This window comes from Nostoc sp. TCL240-02, assembly GCF_013343235.1.
Classification (GTDB): Bacteria; Cyanobacteriota; Cyanobacteriia; order Cyanobacteriales; family Nostocaceae; genus Nostoc.
On sequence record NZ_CP040094.1, the window covers coordinates 6,911,653 to 6,927,507 of the forward strand.

Consider the following 15,855-nt stretch of genomic DNA (forward strand, 5'->3'; position numbering starts at 1 on the left):
CTGGAGAGTAATTTGTGGTATTGAACGCCCCTATTCTCAAGTCTAATGAGCAGCAAGTGCTGGACAAAAAAAGTCAAAATTTAAGTAGTTTTGCGCCAAGACATATTGGTCCTAACTCCGACGACATCCAGCTTATGCTTAAGGTTTTGGGGTTTCCCAGCCTGGATGCCCTAATCGATAAAACAGTTCCCCAGACAATTCGGCTGAAGCAACCGCTAAAGTTACCAGAAGCCGAAAGTGAGTATACAGCACTGGTATTTTTAAAAAAAGTTGCTAGCAAAAATCAGGTTTTCCGTTCATACATCGGTATGGGATATTACGACAGTATTACCCCACCTGTAATTGGGCGTAACATCCTAGAAAATCCTGGTTGGTATACTGCCTACACTCCTTATCAGCCAGAAATTGCCCAGGGGCGACTAGAAGCGCTGCTAAATTTTCAAACCTTAATTATCGACCTCACAGGTTTGGAAATTGCCAATGCTTCCTTACTTGATGAAGCCACAGCCGCAGCTGAAGCAATGAGTCTAAGCTATGGTGTTTGTAAAAATCAGGCAAATGCTTATTTCGTCTCTCATGACTGCCATCCCCAAACTATCGACGTGTTGCAAACACGGGCTAAACCATTAGGGATTAAGATCATTGTCGGCGATCATCAAACATTTGATTTTGATCAACCAATTTTTGGGGCTGTTCTGCAATATCCCGCTAGTGATGGCACCATTTACGACTACCGCGCTTTTATAGAAAAAGCCCATGCTAAGGGTGCATTGGTGACGGTAGCAGCAGATCCTTTAAGTTTAACTTTGCTCACCCCTCCTGGGGAATTTGGCGCTGATATTGCTGTCGGTAGCACCCAGCGCTTTGGTATTCCGTTGGGGTTTGGGGGGCCTCATGCGGCATACTTTGCGACTAAGGAAGAGTATAAGCGGCTGGTTCCAGGGCGAATTGTGGGAGTCTCAAAAGATGCTCAAGGTAAGCCTGCATTACGTCTTGCCTTGCAAACCCGCGAACAGCATATCCGCCGCGAAAAAGCTACTAGTAATATTTGTACTGCACAGGTTTTGTTGGCGGTAATGGCGAGTATGTACGCCGTCTATCATGGGCCTACTGGATTGAAGCAAATTGCCGAAAATATCCATTCTTTGACGGTGTTATTGGCAGAAGGACTGAAGCGTTTGGGTTACAGCATCAGTTCCAAAGATTTCTTTGATACACTGCGAGTAGAACTGGGAAGACACAATTTAAAAGATATTCTGGCAGTTAGTGAACAACTTCAAATTAACCTGCGGGTTTTTGATGCCACTACTGTTGGTATTTCGCTGGATGAAACAACTACGCCAAAAGATTTAATCGACCTCTGGCAGATTTTCGCTGGTACAGATGATTTACCCTTCACTCTAGAACAATTAACTTCTGACTCATCCCCCCATCTCTCTCTCTCCCGTACAAGCACATATCTCACTCACCCAGTTTTTAACCGCTATCACTCAGAAACTGAATTGTTGCGTTATCTGCACAAGCTAGAAAGCAAGGACTTGTCGCTAACTACATCGATGATTCCTTTGGGGTCATGCACAATGAAGTTGAATGCGACTGCTGAGATGATTCCGGTAAGTTGGGAAGAATTTGGCAAGATTCATCCATTTGCACCTGCATCGCAAACTCAGGGTTATCAAATCTTGTTTGAGCAACTTGAGGCATGGTTAGCTGAAATTACTGGGTTTGCGGGAATTTCTCTACAACCAAATGCTGGTTCTCAGGGCGAGTACGCCGGACTTTTAGTAATTCGTCAATATCACGAAAATCGCGGTGAAGCACACCGCAATGTCTGTTTGATTCCCACCTCGGCACATGGGACGAACCCTGCAAGTGCGGTGATGTGCGGGATGAAGGTGGTGGCTGTTGCCTGTGACTCACAAGGTAATATTGACGTTGATGACCTGAAGGCGAAGGCAGAAAAACACAGCAATGAATTAGCCGCCTTAATGGTGACATATCCCTCAACTCACGGTGTCTTTGAGGAGCCAATTCAGGAAATCTGCGCTGTTGTCCATAGTCACGGTGGACAAGTTTACATGGATGGGGCAAATATGAATGCCCAAGTGGGAATTTGCCGTCCTGGAGATATTGGTGCAGATGTCTGTCACTTGAATCTGCACAAAACCTTCTGTATTCCTCATGGTGGTGGTGGCCCTGGTATGGGGCCTATTGGGGTAGCCTCTCATCTTGTGTCTTTTCTCCCTGGACATCCTCTAGTAGGGACTGGGGATTGGGGACTGGGGACTAGGAAAGAGGAAATCCCCAGTACCCAACGTATTGGTGCTGTGGCGGCTGCGCCTTGGGGTAGTGCAAGTATCTTGGTGATTTCTTGGATGTACATCGCCATGATGGGTGCAGATGGTTTGACCGAAGCAACTAAGGTGGCGATTCTCAACGCTAACTACATTGCCAAGAAACTGGAATCGTACTATCCGGTTTTGTATCAGGGGAAAAATGGTCTAGTTGCCCATGAATGTATTTTAGATTTGCGATCGCTAAAAAAATCAGCTGCGATCGAAATCGATGATGTAGCCAAGCGTCTCATGGACTATGGTTTCCATGCACCGACTGTCTCTTGGCCTGTAGGGGGTACAATCATGGTGGAACCTACAGAAAGTGAATCTAAACAAGAGTTGGATCGTTTCTGCGATGCGTTGATTTCTATTCGCCAAGAAATTGCCGAAATAGAAGTTGGCAAAGTGGATATCCAAGATAATGTTTTGAAGAACGCACCCCACACTGCCGAAAGTTTAATTACCGGCGAATGGCAGCATCCCTATTCTCGTGAACAAGCTGCCTACCCTGCGCCTTGGACTCGTGAATATAAATTTTGGCCTGCTGTTGGTCGCATTGATGCAGCTTTTGGCGACAGGAATTTTGTTTGTTCTTGTCTGCCAATGGATGCTTATTCGTAGTACCTCAGCGCTAACCGCCTTTCTGTTTACAGAAAGGCGGCTACTATTTGGAGTCTCGGAATAATGGTATGGATTTTGTTTCGTCCCAAGACACAAGATAAAAAATTTATTTATTAATACTAATTCTCCATGAAGATGCAGGTAATTTTTATTAAACGAACTACAAAGGAAGAGATAACTTAAGTAATTATCCAGTGTAAGTTTATAAAAATTAGTATAATATTTATAAGTATTGATTTTTTTTATTTAGCTAGGAAATTTAGTATATATGGTTCGATACGCATTAAATAAGAACCGTATTTTTGTTGATGCTCAATTGAGCCTCTACGATAAGGATAAAATTTTCACATGTATATTCTGCGATCGCCCACTTTTCTATAAAAAGGCGCACCATAAAACACGCAAAGAAACATCATTCTGGGTTTGTGGACATTTTTCTCATAACGTCAATATAGAAGAAGTACAAGAAACAGAAATTGATTGCTGATACAATCAATTTCTCAGTACTAGAAGCGAAAGTGCAGTACATAAACATGCCAAAAGTCGAGCAAAAAATATACTTAATGCAACTACTCAAACCTACTTTAAACAAGAAAGTTTTGAGTCAATTCAAGAATACCAATACCCAGGCAGAAGAACTGATATTGCACTTGTTAATAAAAAGGGAGCAGGTTTTCTAAATTACGAAATACAGACTTCTCCTATAAGTTTTAGTTCTATTACAACAAGGGTAGAAAAAGATAAAAGTAACCATGTAGGAGCAACAATTTATGCAATTGGGGAAATCAGCAGAAGAGGATCTACTGATGAATGGGGTAAAGGTGTTGGTGGTCTGGGTGCAACTCAGGCAGTACTGTTAGCTTCATGTCTGGAAGTTTATGGAATGGCTCAGGATATTCAAAAAGTTGCAACTCATCATGAAATCACACATTTGGAAGATACTAGAACCGGATTCATCTATATAGAGGAAAAAGATATATATGGAGACATTCAATTTAATCAGCACAAGCTTATAGGCAGACATAACGAAATCAGTGATGTAACTACAGACACAACAGCAGAAGTTATATATCAAGTAATACTTGAACATGAAAAACTACTCAAAGACCCTATAATATTTGACATGGGTTTTGCTGGCAACTCTTCTATTTCACATGTGAGCGATACAGTCGAACGATTTGATGGTGATGACGATAATACAAAGAGATATGAAACACCTTTAGCAAAATTAGATTTAGAGTTACTTCAGAAACTCAAGCTACTGTGTCAAACACATCAGGGAGATATAGGGGCTGCAATAAAGTTTGATATTGATACCCATAGAGCAAAAGTTGTCTTGCTATGGCAAAGTGTAGAGCGTTATGAGTGGATAGACTTTAAAAACTTATTTATCTCAGAAGCAGATTTTATTAGGACTTACGCAACTGGCATAAGCAATGGTGCGTCGAACGCGCCGAGCGCCTAAAAACTAAGCCAAAGTAAACGAGGAGTTAGCTTTTCATGTTTTAAATAGTAATTAATTTTATCATGACTAATATTCTCTAAGTGTTCAGCCAAGTTAGTCATGGTATAGTTAATTTGACTGCTGAGTAAATATTGGCAATAATTAATTTTAGTAAATCTCATCGCTTTTCCGAATTTTTGATGCACACTCTATCAATTTTCCCAGAAAATTTGGATGTGATATACATCATTAATTATTGTTACTAAGTCGAGTCAAGCCAATAAAATACATTTTTACCAACTCAATACATATGTACTATTGATTAGCGATCGCATTGTGCCAGTTGCGTAAGTCCTGTGGATAAAAATCTGTGTTTATCAATTAGTTCGGTGATGATGCGTTTTTGCATATTTTTCAGTGCAAGAAAAGTAGTTGGCTTGAACGAAATATTTGTTACGCAGTCACCTTTAACCATCCAAAAATATCACCTACTGTCAGTTGTAAACCCTGACAGAATTCTGGTACTGGTAAAACAGACTCAATTTCCTCAAAAGGTAAAGGTTGTTGTCTCGCAGGATAAGCAGCAATGAATCGCTCATCAGGGTCAATTAACCAACCCATTTGAGTCCCATGATTGAAAGCGTGTAAGATTTTTTTTGTAACTTTTGTATGGCTTTGTTCGGGCGAGAGAATTTCGATTATCCAGTCGGGTGCTACAGTAAATGTATTGGCAATATCACCATTTTCATCTACAGGAAGCCTTGCCCAAGAAAATACAGCGACATCGGGAACTATAGAACGTCCTATAAAAGTGCAACGCAATTCTGGAAAAGCCCAACCAATTTTTTGGACTTCGATAACAGAATTGATTGTGTGACATAGTTCTCCTTGAATAGTGCTATGTTTTCCTTGAGGCATAGGTTTTGGAATGATTTTACCATCAATGTATTCGCAATACGGTTTAGTTTCTGGTAGTGCGATAAACTCTTCCAGAGTCAATATTTTATTTGATATTTGTACCAGGGTTAGCGCGTCTCAAAACCTATTGACAAAAGGACTTGCTTGATCAGGAATAAGGTGGGAAACAAAGTGACACCATCTTAGGTAGGGTAAGATTTAATTCATCGAACTGCAATATTAAAGTAATGTCAACAGGATTTAAGAAGAAGCATAAAACTAAAACATCTTTTGCAGCCAGCGTAGATACTGGAGTTTAGACTAAATCGGTGATGTTCAAGAAAAAAAAGGGAGTCTGATTGAATACAGACCCCCTTTTGGCAGAACCTGAGAGAAATACTACTAACTCTCATTCGCCAATATGAAACGTGCCAGATTAGAACAATTCCGTCAAGCCGCCTACAAATATCTAGGTAGAGCAAAAGATGCTACCTTTGAATTGACAGATGCGATATTGCTGACCAAAAATATTTATTGCCTAGCAGAGTTGTCCTTATCACCAGTATTTAGACGCAAGTGGCCAAGTATCTATGAGGCACTACAAGATAGCAGACCACAGCGACAGAAATTGATGCAGCTATATATCAAACAGATACCAACGGAGAAACGACCTCTATTGGCAGGCGACCACACTAACTGGTCACGTCCAGATGCAGTTAAACTCAAAGAAAGAACCTATGAACATAGTGGCACATCCATAGCGGGAAATAAACCAATAACCGTAGGACAGGGGTATAGCACAATTGCCTGGATACCAGACACGGAGGGTAGTTGGGCATTACCCTTAAGGCATGAAAGAATTACAAGTGCCGAAAGTCCAATTAGCAAAGCAATTTGGCAATTAAAACAGGTATGTAAATATTTAAGAGTCAGACCGATTTCCCTTTGGGATAGTGAATACGGTTGTGCGCCTTTTGTCTTAAAAACTGCCAATATTCCCGCAGATATTTTAGTTCGGTTACGTTCAAATTTATGTTTATGAGGGGAACCAGAAGCTTATTCTGGAAAGGGGCGACCCAAAAAGCATGGTGATAAATTTAAACTCAATGAGCCAACAACATGGAATCAAGCAACATCTGTATTAGAAATAAATGACCCAAAATTAGGACGTGTGCGTGTGAGCTTGTGGAAAGATTTACACTTCCGTCAGGCTGCTACACGACCAATGCTACTCCTGCGGGTTGAACGTCTGTCTGGACGCGCAAGGTAACATGAGAGTATCCAAACCTTTGTGGTTGGCTTGGGTAGGAGAAGAAATGCCACCCCTAGAAGAAGTTTGGTGTCTTTACTTGCGTCGCTTTACCATTGACCACTGGTATCGCTTTTTAAAGCAACGTTTACATTGGACTGTACCAAACTTTGGTACTCCAATAGCATTGTGAAAGGTGGAGTGATCTCATGCCTCTGATGACTTGGGAATTGTGGTTAGCCCGCGATATCGTTACTGACAATCCTTTACCTTGGCAGAAGTCTCTAGATAAATTGACCCCTGGAAGAGTTGCTCAAGCTATAGGTGGAGTTTTTGCGGCTATTGGTACTCCCACAAGCGCACCTAAACCTCGCGGAAAGTCTCCCGGTTGGCAACAAGGAAAGAAGCGTTACCGTAAAAACCGATGTCCCATTGTTAAAAAAACAGTAGCACGACCACATTCAGAACCATCTGTTGCTGTTTAATACCCAAGATTCTTCATACTTTTGCTAAGTCTCTGATTAACTCAGCCCTGCTGGGTCATTTTCCATTGCTTAGTCTAAACTCCAGTAGATAGCTTTGACATTACCAGTAAGTTTCAGGAATATTTCACAGAAGTGAAAGACCCCAGAGTGGAAAGAACAAGATATCATTTACTCACAGATATCATCACCATAGCGATTTTGGCAGTAATAGCAGGCGCACAAGGTTGGGAAGATATTGAGGAGTATGGACTAAATAAAAAGGAGTGGTTAGAGACGTTTCTAGAACTACCAGAAGGTATACCCAGTCCAGATACTTTTAGCTATGGTGTTTGAGAAAATTAATCCTAAAGAGTTTGAGAAATGTTTTCGGCGGTGGGTACAATCACTGGTTGAGAAGTTGGGTGTAGAGGTAGTCGCCATAGATGGCAAAGTTAATAGAGGCTCCTATGACCGAGAATCTAAGCTAAAAGCTTTGCATCTAGTCAGTGCGTGGTCAAGTGAACACCGTTTGGTTTTGGGACAAACAAAGGTCAGTGCCAAATCGAATGAAATTACTGCAATTCCAACACTCTTAGAAATACTAGATTTATCTGGCTGTATCATTACTATTGATGCAATGGGTACACAAAAATCGATTAGCCAAAAAATTATAGAAGGTGACTCTGATTATATTTTGAGCCTGAAAGATAATCAGACGCTCGAAGACTCGCTAACGCTACGCTATCCTACACTACACCAACAAGTGAAGGATTGGTTTGAAAATTCACTATCTCTTGGTTTTAAAGATATTGATGTGAGTATTAGTCAACGGGTAGAAAAGGGGCATCACAGAATTGAAAATCGTCAAGTTTACACTGTGCCAGTCTCACAACTTCCTACACTTCATGAACAAGATGATTGGGTAGGATTGACAACAGTGGTGATGGTAGTGCGTTCAATTCAGCATTGGAATAAAACTACCCAAGAAGTTCAATTTTACATCTCTAGTCTCACCAGTGATGCTAACAAGATTGGCAGCGCAATTCGACAGCATTGGGGGATTGAAAACTCTGTTCATTGGACATTAGATATTACCTTCCACGAAGATGAATGTCGGATTCGTTCTCTACACAGCCCACAAAATTTTGCTTTACTACGTCGCATTGCACTCAATGCCTTAGAACGAGAAACATCTTTTCGCCGCAGTATTCGCCAAAAGTCACGCAGAGCAGCTATGAATGATCAGTACATGGTTTCTGTGTTGGCTGCGGCTCTCCCAAACTCAACAATGGAGCTAGAATCCACCTGTCAATAGGGTTTGAGACGCGCTAACCCTGATATTTGTACCATGATTATCCTAGCTTCAACTTATAAAACTTTTTGACATTGTTAGTATTTACCTTATTCTAAAATATTTTTTCAATTTCCCAATCCGCCGCAATATAAATTACTTCATGCTTTCTTGCGCCTACAATACATTACCAAAAGTATAAATAATCCTATTCCTGCCAAATATTTAATTGCATCAGGTATGCTCGGATTAGGTGAAAAAAAGCCTTCGATCGTACCAGCAATAATCAACATTGGTACAATCCCAAATACTAGCTGCACCGCCTGAGAGCCATAAAATTTCAGTGCATCTCCACGGCGATATTTACCAGGAAATAAAATTGCTCTTGCTAATAAAAATCCTGCACCCCCAGCAAAAAAGATCGCGGGTAATTCCAAGGAACCATGCGGAAACACAAAGGCCCAAAAAGGATAAGCCAGATTATTTTGACCAACTAAAGTGCCAACAGCACCAATTAATAAGCCATTAAATACCATCAAATAGGCTGTATATAGACCAAAGGTGATGCCACCGGCAGCAGCACCAAAAGAAACGGACAAATTATTGATCGTAATACCACTGGATGCCAGAGGTTCAACACCAACAATTGACCCCATCCATAATTTATGCTCATCTCGCACCTTGGTAATCAAACTTTCAGGTACGATCAAAGTCATAAAGCTGGGGTTTTGCCAAGAATACCACCAAGCCACTAGTACCCCCAGTAGGAACAGTGCTGTGGCTACAACAATATATGCAAATGTTTTCTGGACTACATCTGGTAATCCCCATCTGTAAAATTCTAAGATCGCTTGCCATTCCTGTCGCCGCGAACCTTGGTAAATCTGCGTATAGGCACGAGTTGTTAAAGATTGTAAACTTTGTATCAAAGTATTGCCGATTTGCTGGGTACGGGCACGAGCCAAATCTGCCGCTACTGAACGATATAAACTCGCTAACTCTCTAATTTCTGCTGACCGTAGAGACTTTAGTCCTCTTTTTTCTATCTGTTTTAATAAGGCATCCAGACGTTGCCAATTTGGTTCTCGTCGCGCAATCCAACGTTGAATATTCATGAATTTTGGGAACACTGAGTTTAACTTAGCTTAAGATAGCCTCAAATTCATCTCCGTAGTTTCAAGGTAAATTTGCCATTATGTCTGAAAATTTTGGATCTTCCGGCCAGATACAACCACTGAGTGTAGGAAATGTTGTCAGTGCTGCGGTGCGATTGTATCGTTCTCATCTTAAGACTTATCTGAAACTGGCTGCGATCGCTCACTTGTGGATTATCGTTCCGATTTATGGCTGGGCAAAATATGCAGCCATCTCTGGACTAATTTCACGCTTGGCTTTTGGAGAATTGATTTACCAACCTGAAAGTATCCAAGCCGCCAGCAGCCATGTCAATCCGCGTCTCTGGTCATTTTTAAGAGTTGGTTTTCAGGTAGGAGTATCTTTGCTGCTAGTTTATTTAGGATTGGCGATCGCAGGTGGTATTCTGTCTGCTGTGTTGGTAGCGTTATTAGGAGGAATATTAGGTAGTGCGGGTGTTATAGTCACAACCACATTGACAATAATTTTGATGGTAATTATTTTACTGTTGGGACTAACCTGGTTCTACTCTCGTTGGATAGTAGCTGAGGTACCGCTAGCAGTCGAAGAAAATATTAATGGTGGCGAAAGTGTTGCTAGAAGTTGGGAGTTAACTAAAGCCTCGGTACTTCGCATTCAGGGCGTTGTTTTAGTTGCTTTTTTCGTTACACTGCCATTAGTGTTTGTATTAAACTATGTACCTAGCTTATTCCTCATCAAGCTTGAGCCTGGTACTGTCATCTACGGAATTGTGTATTTTATTTCTGTGATTGGTAGCTTAGTAGGTGGAGTTTTGATCATGCCGTTCTGGCAAGCACTAAAAGCTGTTTTATACTTGGATTTGCGGACTCGGCGTGAGGGTTTGGGTTTGCAGTTAAGACAACCTCCTACACAAGATTTTCGTTAACTTAACGCCTTAATTCAACTCTATTAATTTTCAATTGGTTAAAATATGCGCTTTTTTAATCGCATCACATTCCAGACTCCAGAAAGTGTAGAGTTGGAATTTACTTTAGCGGGAATTGGTAATCGAGCTTTAGCACTGCTGATTGACTATACAGTGTTGGGTATAACTTTGCTTCTGTTTGTCTTTACCTGGACTGTCTTTTCAACGCAGCTAGTAAATTTACTTGAAGACTTTTTTACGAGTTTACCAAATTTAGACATTTGGTTATTAGCAATTTTCTTCATTATTGCCTTTGCAATTTACATCAGCTATTTTGTATTTTTTGAAACCTTATGGTTTGGGCAAACCCCTGGTAAACGGGTTGCTAAAATTCGCGTAGTTCGAGATGATGGCAGGCTCATTGGGTTACAACAAGCAACTCTCCGTGCCCTACTGCGACCCTTTGATGAGACTTTATTTATTGGCGCTTTTTTAATTATGTTGGGTAGTCGTGAAAAGCGTTTAGGTGATTTGGCTGCCGGTACAATTGTAATTCAAGCTGAAACACCCATTGCATCTGCGACATTGACAATTTCAGAACAGGCAAAGGAACTTTATGAACAGTTAATCCAAATCGCCGATGTATCGAAATTATTGCCCGATGATTTTGCAGTTATTCGTGAATATTTGCAGCGACGGGCTGCAATGTCACTAAAGGCAAGAGCGTCACTATCTCTAAAGTTAGCCGAGCAAGTAGTAGCTATTATTAATTTAGAAAACTTGCCAGAGGCTGTTACACCTGATGTATTTTTAGAAGCTGTTTATCTCGTATATCAAGAACCTAAGTTTTAGGCGAAAAATTTTATTTGCAGCATTGGTAAAAAGTTAAGTTTACCTAAAAATCATAATCAGTAGTCAGTAGTCAGTGAGTGAAAATTACTGACTACTAACTAATGACTTAAAAATCTAAAATCGGCCAGTCTGGTTCACGATAATAGTGTGTCATGTTGTCAAATTTTCGCAATTCGACACGATTGATCGAAAATTCTGGCAAATTAAACAGCCATTTTTCATTCAATTCCGAAAGATTTGTACTGAAACTTGTGCGGTCTAAGTCAGATGAAACCTCCCCAAAATAGGCTAATGTAACATGGGCAGTGAAATGATAATGCTGCTCAATACCCAAGGCAATCAACTTGGGATTTTGATAAATTGTTCGGCGGAATTTAATAATTTCCTCATAGCAGCTTTCATCTTGAGGTATTAAACAAACAGCTATAGCTCTTGGCATCAGTATCAGTCCCAGCATTTGCCATTTAATCGGATGACTCCTATTTGTCATCAATTGTTGATATTGCTGAAACATTTCGGCTAAACAAAAGGGTAACTCCTCGTCAAATTTAGGATTATTTTCGCGGGCATCAAGGTAAGCATGATCCCAAATTAAATCCGCTAAAGTTACATGGAAGCTAGCAGGAGGTACAGGTATAATCAAATTACGGTTTACAGGCAACTGCAAAAGTTCCTGTTGGTAAGTCTGTAATTTGGCATAGAAAGCAGAATTTTCTGATTCTTCTTCTGCCGCAGGCGTTGTAATTAGCGTATACCCAGGAAAAGACGCTGCTTCTCTCAAACCAGAATTTGGCTGAAATTTAGAAGATTCCTGAATATGCTGGGCTTGGGATCTGTAGGCTTCTGGCAGCGTCAGTCGTGCTAACCGATTTAAGTAAGTTTGATAGTTGTCGTCCAATCTTCATGGCCTCACGCTCTCACTTGATAGATTTTAGGGAAAATTATCCCGAATAAGAGAATGATTTTAAAAGTATTTAGTTTTTGGGGCTGAGGGAGTTAGCAGTTAGGAGTTAGGAGTTTTAATAATTCTTCCCCAATGCGCCATTCCCCATGTCCAATGAGGTTTATCTATGCCAATCTATGTTTACTGGGGTGAAGATGATTTTGCGATGGAAAAGGCGATCACTGTTTTGCGCGATCGCGTCCTCGATCCCAATTGGATAAGTTTTAATTACACTGCATTCACCCCAGATCAAGCTGATGCTGCCATCCAGGGGTTAAATCAGGTGATGACACCCACTTTTGGCGCTGGTGGGCGCTTGGTATGGCTGATAAATACAACCCTGTGTCAGCACTGTCCAGAGAATGTCTTAGGGGAATTGGTGCGATCGCTAAGAGTCATTCCCGAAAACTCATTTTTATTACTCAGCAGCCGCAACAAGCCAGATGAACGCCTCAAATCTACGAAATTGTTAAAACAATTTGCTACCGAATTCCGAGAATTTCCCCTCATTCCTCCTTGGAAAACCGAATTACTAGTGCAATCTGTTAATCAAGTAGCCCAGACTGTAGGCGTAAAATTGACTGCCAATACTGCCCAACTGTTGGCAGAATCCGTTGGAAATGATACGCGATTGCTATACAATGAAATAGAGAAATTACGGTTATATGCCCACGGTACCAATAAGCCTTTAGACGTAGATACGGTTACCAAGTTAGTAGGAAATACTACTCAAAATAGTTTACAATTAGCAGCAGCAATCAGAATAGGAGATACAGCGAAAGCTTTGACAACCTTGGCAGATATGATCAATGCTTCCGAGCCGGGATTACGAATAGTTGCCACACTGATTGGACAATTTCGCACCTGGCTATGGGTCAAGATTATGATAGAAAGTGGTGAGCGCAACCAACAAGCGATCGCTATTGCTGCTGATATCGGTAATCCCAAGCGGATCTACTTCTTACAACAAGAAATCAAACTGCTTTCTATGCAACAGTTAATCTCCTGCTTACCTCTACTATTGGAGTTAGAAGTGAGCCTCAAGCAAGGAGCATCAGAAATGTCAACATTTCAGACTAAAGTCATCGAACTTTGTCAAGTATGCCGAGGAAGTTGACAATCAAATATAAAAACTTGATGTATTGAACAGTTGCTGGAACTTCCAACTCCGAAAATAATTCAAAGTCCTTATAATATCCCTGATGTAGTTTTGTGTCACACACTATATGAATAAAATTTCTAATTTCCTTTCCCGATCCAGCCGAAAGCGAATCCTTTGCCAATCATTCTTTTTCGGCGCGATCGCTACTGCGAGTGTCATTTCCAACGCTTTTTCAGTTAATTCAAAAGCTTATGGTCAAACTTCATCACCAATAGCTAATAATACTCAAATTGACAGCTACGCTCAAGCAGTGCTAGCAATGGAACCAGCACGTCAAAAGGCTTTTGAAACCATTAAAAACCTTATTGGCAATGGAGAAATTCCCAAAATTGTTTGTAACGATTCTAACAGCATAAATGGTCTTCCTAGAAAGGCTCAAGATATCGCAGTAAATTACTGTAATAGCTCTCAAAAAATTGTCCAAGATAATGGTTTGAGCATTGATCAGTTTAACAAAATCACTATAGAACTACAAAATAACGATCTTTTAAAACAGCAGGTTTATAATACCTTATTACGTCTACAAAAAACCCCTGATTCTCCTTAGTTAAAATCTCATCAACACTAAAATTAGACAGGATCGCGGTTAAAATAACTACCCTTGTATGAAAGCAAGGGCTAGTATTTTTTATCTATAAAACAATCAAGAATTGATTCATAAAATACTTGTTTGTGGATATAGGTTAATAATTAATAATCTATTGAATTTTACAAATTGATTTTTATTACCGTCCTATCATTCAATTATCAGAAAAGTTGGCTTGTCGCTTAGTGTGAATATTTTTCATGTGCTTCTTCACGGTGTTTATGGTGATGTAAAGCTTCATAGCAATTTCTTTGTAGCTGTAGTTGCTTCTATAGAGAAACCAAATTTCAGCTTCTCGTGGCGTAAGGTCAAATTTTTTAACTTCAGTGAGTGCTACATTTTTTACAGACTCATATTGGTTTTCTATGGTAACTAATAAGCAAGGCACTTCAAACCCATCTAAATCTAGTAGTCTCACCCTAATCCGAAAAATATTTGACTTATCAAGTACAATTTCATCCGACAAAATCAGAAGTTTATCAGAAAACAAATATCGGCTACTGAGTAAAGATTCACAAAGATTCCAGATAGCTGACGGTACAAAATTCGGGTTAAAATTGTCTTGATTGAATTGGCAGCAAAGGCGATTAGCAGACGCATTACTATGTACTACTTCACCAGTTTGGCTTAAAATTAATATACCGTCTTCTAAGCCTTCAATTACTTCTTGTAAGAAATTAGCTCGCTTCGAGTTAAGTAAATCAATATTCTCTAGCTGTTCTGGTTCTGCTACTGTTTTTACTAATGTCTTTGTTAGGGCAATCATAGGAGATAGATTAATGTATAAAATCACGCTTATTTGTTAGATTCGTGCAACTTGGAAGATGTACTAATCTATTTTTTGGATGATTATCTGAATAAATTGGGTGAATATTGCAGACTAATCATACTCATTAAAGTAAGTACAAGTGTTATTTCTAACAGAAACTCCGGAGAATACTCAATCAACAATTCATCTATTTTGTTTGAATTAATTGAGGTTACACGTTTTAAATACAACTCGGAAATAGCCTATTTCGGAAGATGCAAAATTTAATTTGGCTGGACTTTGCCTCACTACCCTAAGATGTCATTGCTAGATTAATTGTCTAAAATCAAACCTATTGTTTTGTTGAATGTGAGCCACTTCTACAAAATAGCTATCACTCCAATAAATAAAAATTATTCAGATGGAAATAAAAATATACACATAATTATTTATATATGCGTGTATTTACCAGGTATACTATTTACATTGATTAAACTAAGCGATCGCACCTCACAGTTAACCTCGCCAACTTGATAGGCTCAAAAGCTTCCATCATAAACGCCATACTAGACACATGGAAGTACCTGAAAAATGTCATCATAGTTAAGGTAAAACATTCTGGAGATAAGACAACGGTTTACGCACGCCCTTTAGCACGGTTAATTGAGCAATTGCAACGCCTGCCGGGAGTTGGCCCTAAATCTGCCCAAAGACTGGCTTTGCATATTTTGAAGCGTCCAGAAGCAGAAGTAGAAGCTTTGGCACAAGCTTTAATTGAAGCCAAAAAACAGATAGGCTTGTGTTCTGTTTGCTTTCACTTATCTGCTGAACCTGTTTGTGAAATCTGCCGCAATGCCAACCGTGACAACAATACTATTTGTGTCGTAGCAGATCCCCGCGATGTAATTGCGCTGGAAAAAACCCGCGAATACAAAGGCAAATATCACGTTTTGGGTGGGGTGATTTCTCCAATTGATGGAATTGGCCCAGAACAGTTGAATATACTGGCTTTGCAGCGACGGGTAAATCAGCAAAAACCTCAAGAAGTGATTCTGGCAATTAGTCCGAGTGTAGAAGGGGAAACAACAACACTATATATAGGTCAGCTATTGAAACCGTTTACCAAAGTGACGCGGATTGCCTTTGGTTTGCCTGTAGGTGGTGATTTGGAATATGCCGACGAAGTGACCCTGGCAAGGGCATTGGAAGGACGCAGAGAGTTAGATTAAGCTTAATTCAAAG

The 15,855-nt window shown here is 40.1% G+C and carries 13 protein-coding genes and 3 pseudogenes; 10 read left to right on the top strand and 6 right to left on the bottom strand.

Annotated features, from left to right (window positions below; all coding sequences use genetic code 11):
* The first annotated feature begins 14 nt into the window (after positions 1 to 14).
* The 3 genes from gcvP (at position 15) to FBB35_RS29550 (ending at position 4,422) form a co-directional block, all read left to right on the top strand.
* Entirely contained in the window at positions 15 to 2,957 is a 2,943-nt protein-coding gene (gene gcvP / locus FBB35_RS29540) for an aminomethyl-transferring glycine dehydrogenase (protein ID WP_174712596.1), read from the top strand.
* A 268-nt stretch (positions 2,958 to 3,225) separates the two neighbouring features.
* The gene (locus tag FBB35_RS29545; protein WP_174712597.1) at positions 3,226 to 3,444 is read left to right on the top strand and encodes a hypothetical protein; all 219 of its coding nucleotides are present in this window, start codon (positions 3,226 to 3,228) and stop codon (positions 3,442 to 3,444) included.
* 396 nt (positions 3,445 to 3,840) lie between these two features.
* On the top strand, positions 3,841 to 4,422 hold the full coding sequence (locus FBB35_RS29550; RefSeq protein ID WP_174712598.1) for a hypothetical protein: 582 nt from the start codon (positions 3,841 to 3,843) through the stop codon (positions 4,420 to 4,422).
* Positions 4,423 to 4,463: 41 nt separating this feature from the next.
* Here the strand turns inward: FBB35_RS29550 and FBB35_RS35180 are convergent.
* The 3 genes and pseudogenes from FBB35_RS35180 to FBB35_RS29560 all read right to left on the bottom strand — a co-directional run.
* Positions 4,464 to 4,583 (bottom strand): annotated as a pseudogene (locus FBB35_RS35180) (transposase); the annotation flags it as partial.
* A gap of 140 nt (positions 4,584 to 4,723) precedes the next feature.
* Positions 4,724 to 4,876, bottom strand: coding sequence for a hypothetical protein (locus tag FBB35_RS29555; RefSeq protein WP_174712599.1), 153 nt, complete (start codon positions 4,874 to 4,876; stop codon positions 4,724 to 4,726).
* Positions 4,855 to 5,424 (bottom strand): Uma2 family endonuclease, encoded by a 570-nt coding sequence (locus FBB35_RS29560; protein WP_174713823.1) that lies wholly within the window; start codon positions 5,422 to 5,424, stop codon positions 4,855 to 4,857. The genes FBB35_RS29555 and FBB35_RS29560 overlap by 22 nt, the downstream gene beginning before the upstream one ends.
* A 295-nt stretch (positions 5,425 to 5,719) precedes the next feature.
* Between FBB35_RS29560 and FBB35_RS35940 the strand changes: the two are divergent.
* Positions 5,720 to 7,032, top strand: a pseudogene (locus tag FBB35_RS35940) (NF041680 family putative transposase).
* A 99-nt stretch (positions 7,033 to 7,131) separates the two neighbouring features.
* Positions 7,132 to 8,326: pseudogene (locus FBB35_RS29570) on the top strand (ISAs1 family transposase).
* Positions 8,327 to 8,463: 137 nt separating this feature from the next.
* On the opposite strand, the gene FBB35_RS29575 reads toward FBB35_RS29570, so the two are convergent.
* Positions 8,464 to 9,417: a stage II sporulation protein M gene (locus FBB35_RS29575; RefSeq protein WP_174712600.1), complete on the bottom strand. Its 954-nt coding sequence runs from the start codon at positions 9,415 to 9,417 to the stop codon at positions 8,464 to 8,466.
* A gap of 80 nt (positions 9,418 to 9,497) precedes the next feature.
* Here FBB35_RS29575 and FBB35_RS29580 point away from each other — a divergent pair, with 80 nt between their 5' ends.
* Positions 9,498 to 10,343, top strand: a complete 846-nt coding sequence (locus FBB35_RS29580; protein WP_174712601.1) for a hypothetical protein — start codon at positions 9,498 to 9,500, stop codon at positions 10,341 to 10,343.
* 45 nt (positions 10,344 to 10,388) lie between these two features.
* A complete protein-coding gene (locus FBB35_RS29585) occupies positions 10,389 to 11,174 on the top strand; it encodes an RDD family protein (protein ID WP_174712602.1) in 786 nt (261 codons plus the stop codon).
* Positions 11,175 to 11,280: 106 nt separating this feature from the next.
* Here FBB35_RS29585 and FBB35_RS29590 read toward each other — a convergent pair whose 3' ends face one another.
* Positions 11,281 to 12,072, bottom strand: a complete 792-nt coding sequence (locus FBB35_RS29590) for a DUF1868 domain-containing protein (RefSeq protein WP_174712603.1) — start codon at positions 12,070 to 12,072, stop codon at positions 11,281 to 11,283.
* Between the two features lie 172 nt (positions 12,073 to 12,244).
* Between FBB35_RS29590 and holA the strand changes: the two genes are divergently transcribed.
* Positions 12,245 to 13,234 carry a DNA polymerase III subunit delta gene (holA, locus tag FBB35_RS29595; RefSeq protein ID WP_174712604.1) on the top strand — a complete coding sequence of 330 codons (990 nt, stop codon included), beginning with the start codon at positions 12,245 to 12,247 and terminating at the stop codon, positions 13,232 to 13,234.
* Positions 13,235 to 13,343: 109 nt separating this feature from the next.
* Positions 13,344 to 13,826: a DUF4168 domain-containing protein gene (locus FBB35_RS29600; protein WP_174712605.1), complete on the top strand. Its 483-nt coding sequence runs from the start codon at positions 13,344 to 13,346 to the stop codon at positions 13,824 to 13,826.
* 193 nt (positions 13,827 to 14,019) lie between these two features.
* Here the strand turns inward: FBB35_RS29600 and FBB35_RS29605 are convergent, their stop codons facing one another.
* Positions 14,020 to 14,631: a LuxR C-terminal-related transcriptional regulator gene (locus tag FBB35_RS29605; RefSeq protein ID WP_174712606.1), complete on the bottom strand. Its 612-nt coding sequence runs from the start codon at positions 14,629 to 14,631 to the stop codon at positions 14,020 to 14,022.
* 581 nt (positions 14,632 to 15,212) lie between these two features.
* Here FBB35_RS29605 and recR point away from each other — a divergent pair.
* A complete protein-coding gene (recR, locus tag FBB35_RS29610) occupies positions 15,213 to 15,842 on the top strand; it encodes a recombination mediator RecR (RefSeq protein WP_148220441.1) in 630 nt (209 codons plus the stop codon).
* Positions 15,843 to 15,855 lie beyond the last annotated feature (13 nt).

What these genes read in the sequence shown, in the direction of transcription:
- FBB35_RS29550 (WP_174712598.1), top strand. Translation starts at nt 3,841, where the DNA reads ATGGCTCAGGATATTCAAAAAGTTGCAACTCATCATGAAATCACACAT.
- FBB35_RS29600 (WP_174712605.1), top strand. Translation starts at nt 13,344, where the DNA reads ATGAATAAAATTTCTAATTTCCTTTCCCGATCCAGCCGAAAGCGAATC.
- FBB35_RS29545 (WP_174712597.1), top strand. Translation starts at nt 3,226, where the DNA reads ATGGTTCGATACGCATTAAATAAGAACCGTATTTTTGTTGATGCTCAA.
- FBB35_RS29580 (WP_174712601.1), top strand. Translation starts at nt 9,498, where the DNA reads ATGTCTGAAAATTTTGGATCTTCCGGCCAGATACAACCACTGAGTGTA.
- holA (WP_174712604.1), top strand. Translation starts at nt 12,245, where the DNA reads ATGCCAATCTATGTTTACTGGGGTGAAGATGATTTTGCGATGGAAAAG.
- FBB35_RS29585 (WP_174712602.1), top strand. Translation starts at nt 10,389, where the DNA reads ATGCGCTTTTTTAATCGCATCACATTCCAGACTCCAGAAAGTGTAGAG.
- FBB35_RS29555 (WP_174712599.1), bottom strand. Translation starts at nt 4,876, where the DNA reads ATGGTTAAAGGTGACTGCGTAACAAATATTTCGTTCAAGCCAACTACT.
- FBB35_RS29575 (WP_174712600.1), bottom strand. Translation starts at nt 9,417, where the DNA reads ATGAATATTCAACGTTGGATTGCGCGACGAGAACCAAATTGGCAACGT.
- FBB35_RS29605 (WP_174712606.1), bottom strand. Translation starts at nt 14,631, where the DNA reads ATGATTGCCCTAACAAAGACATTAGTAAAAACAGTAGCAGAACCAGAA.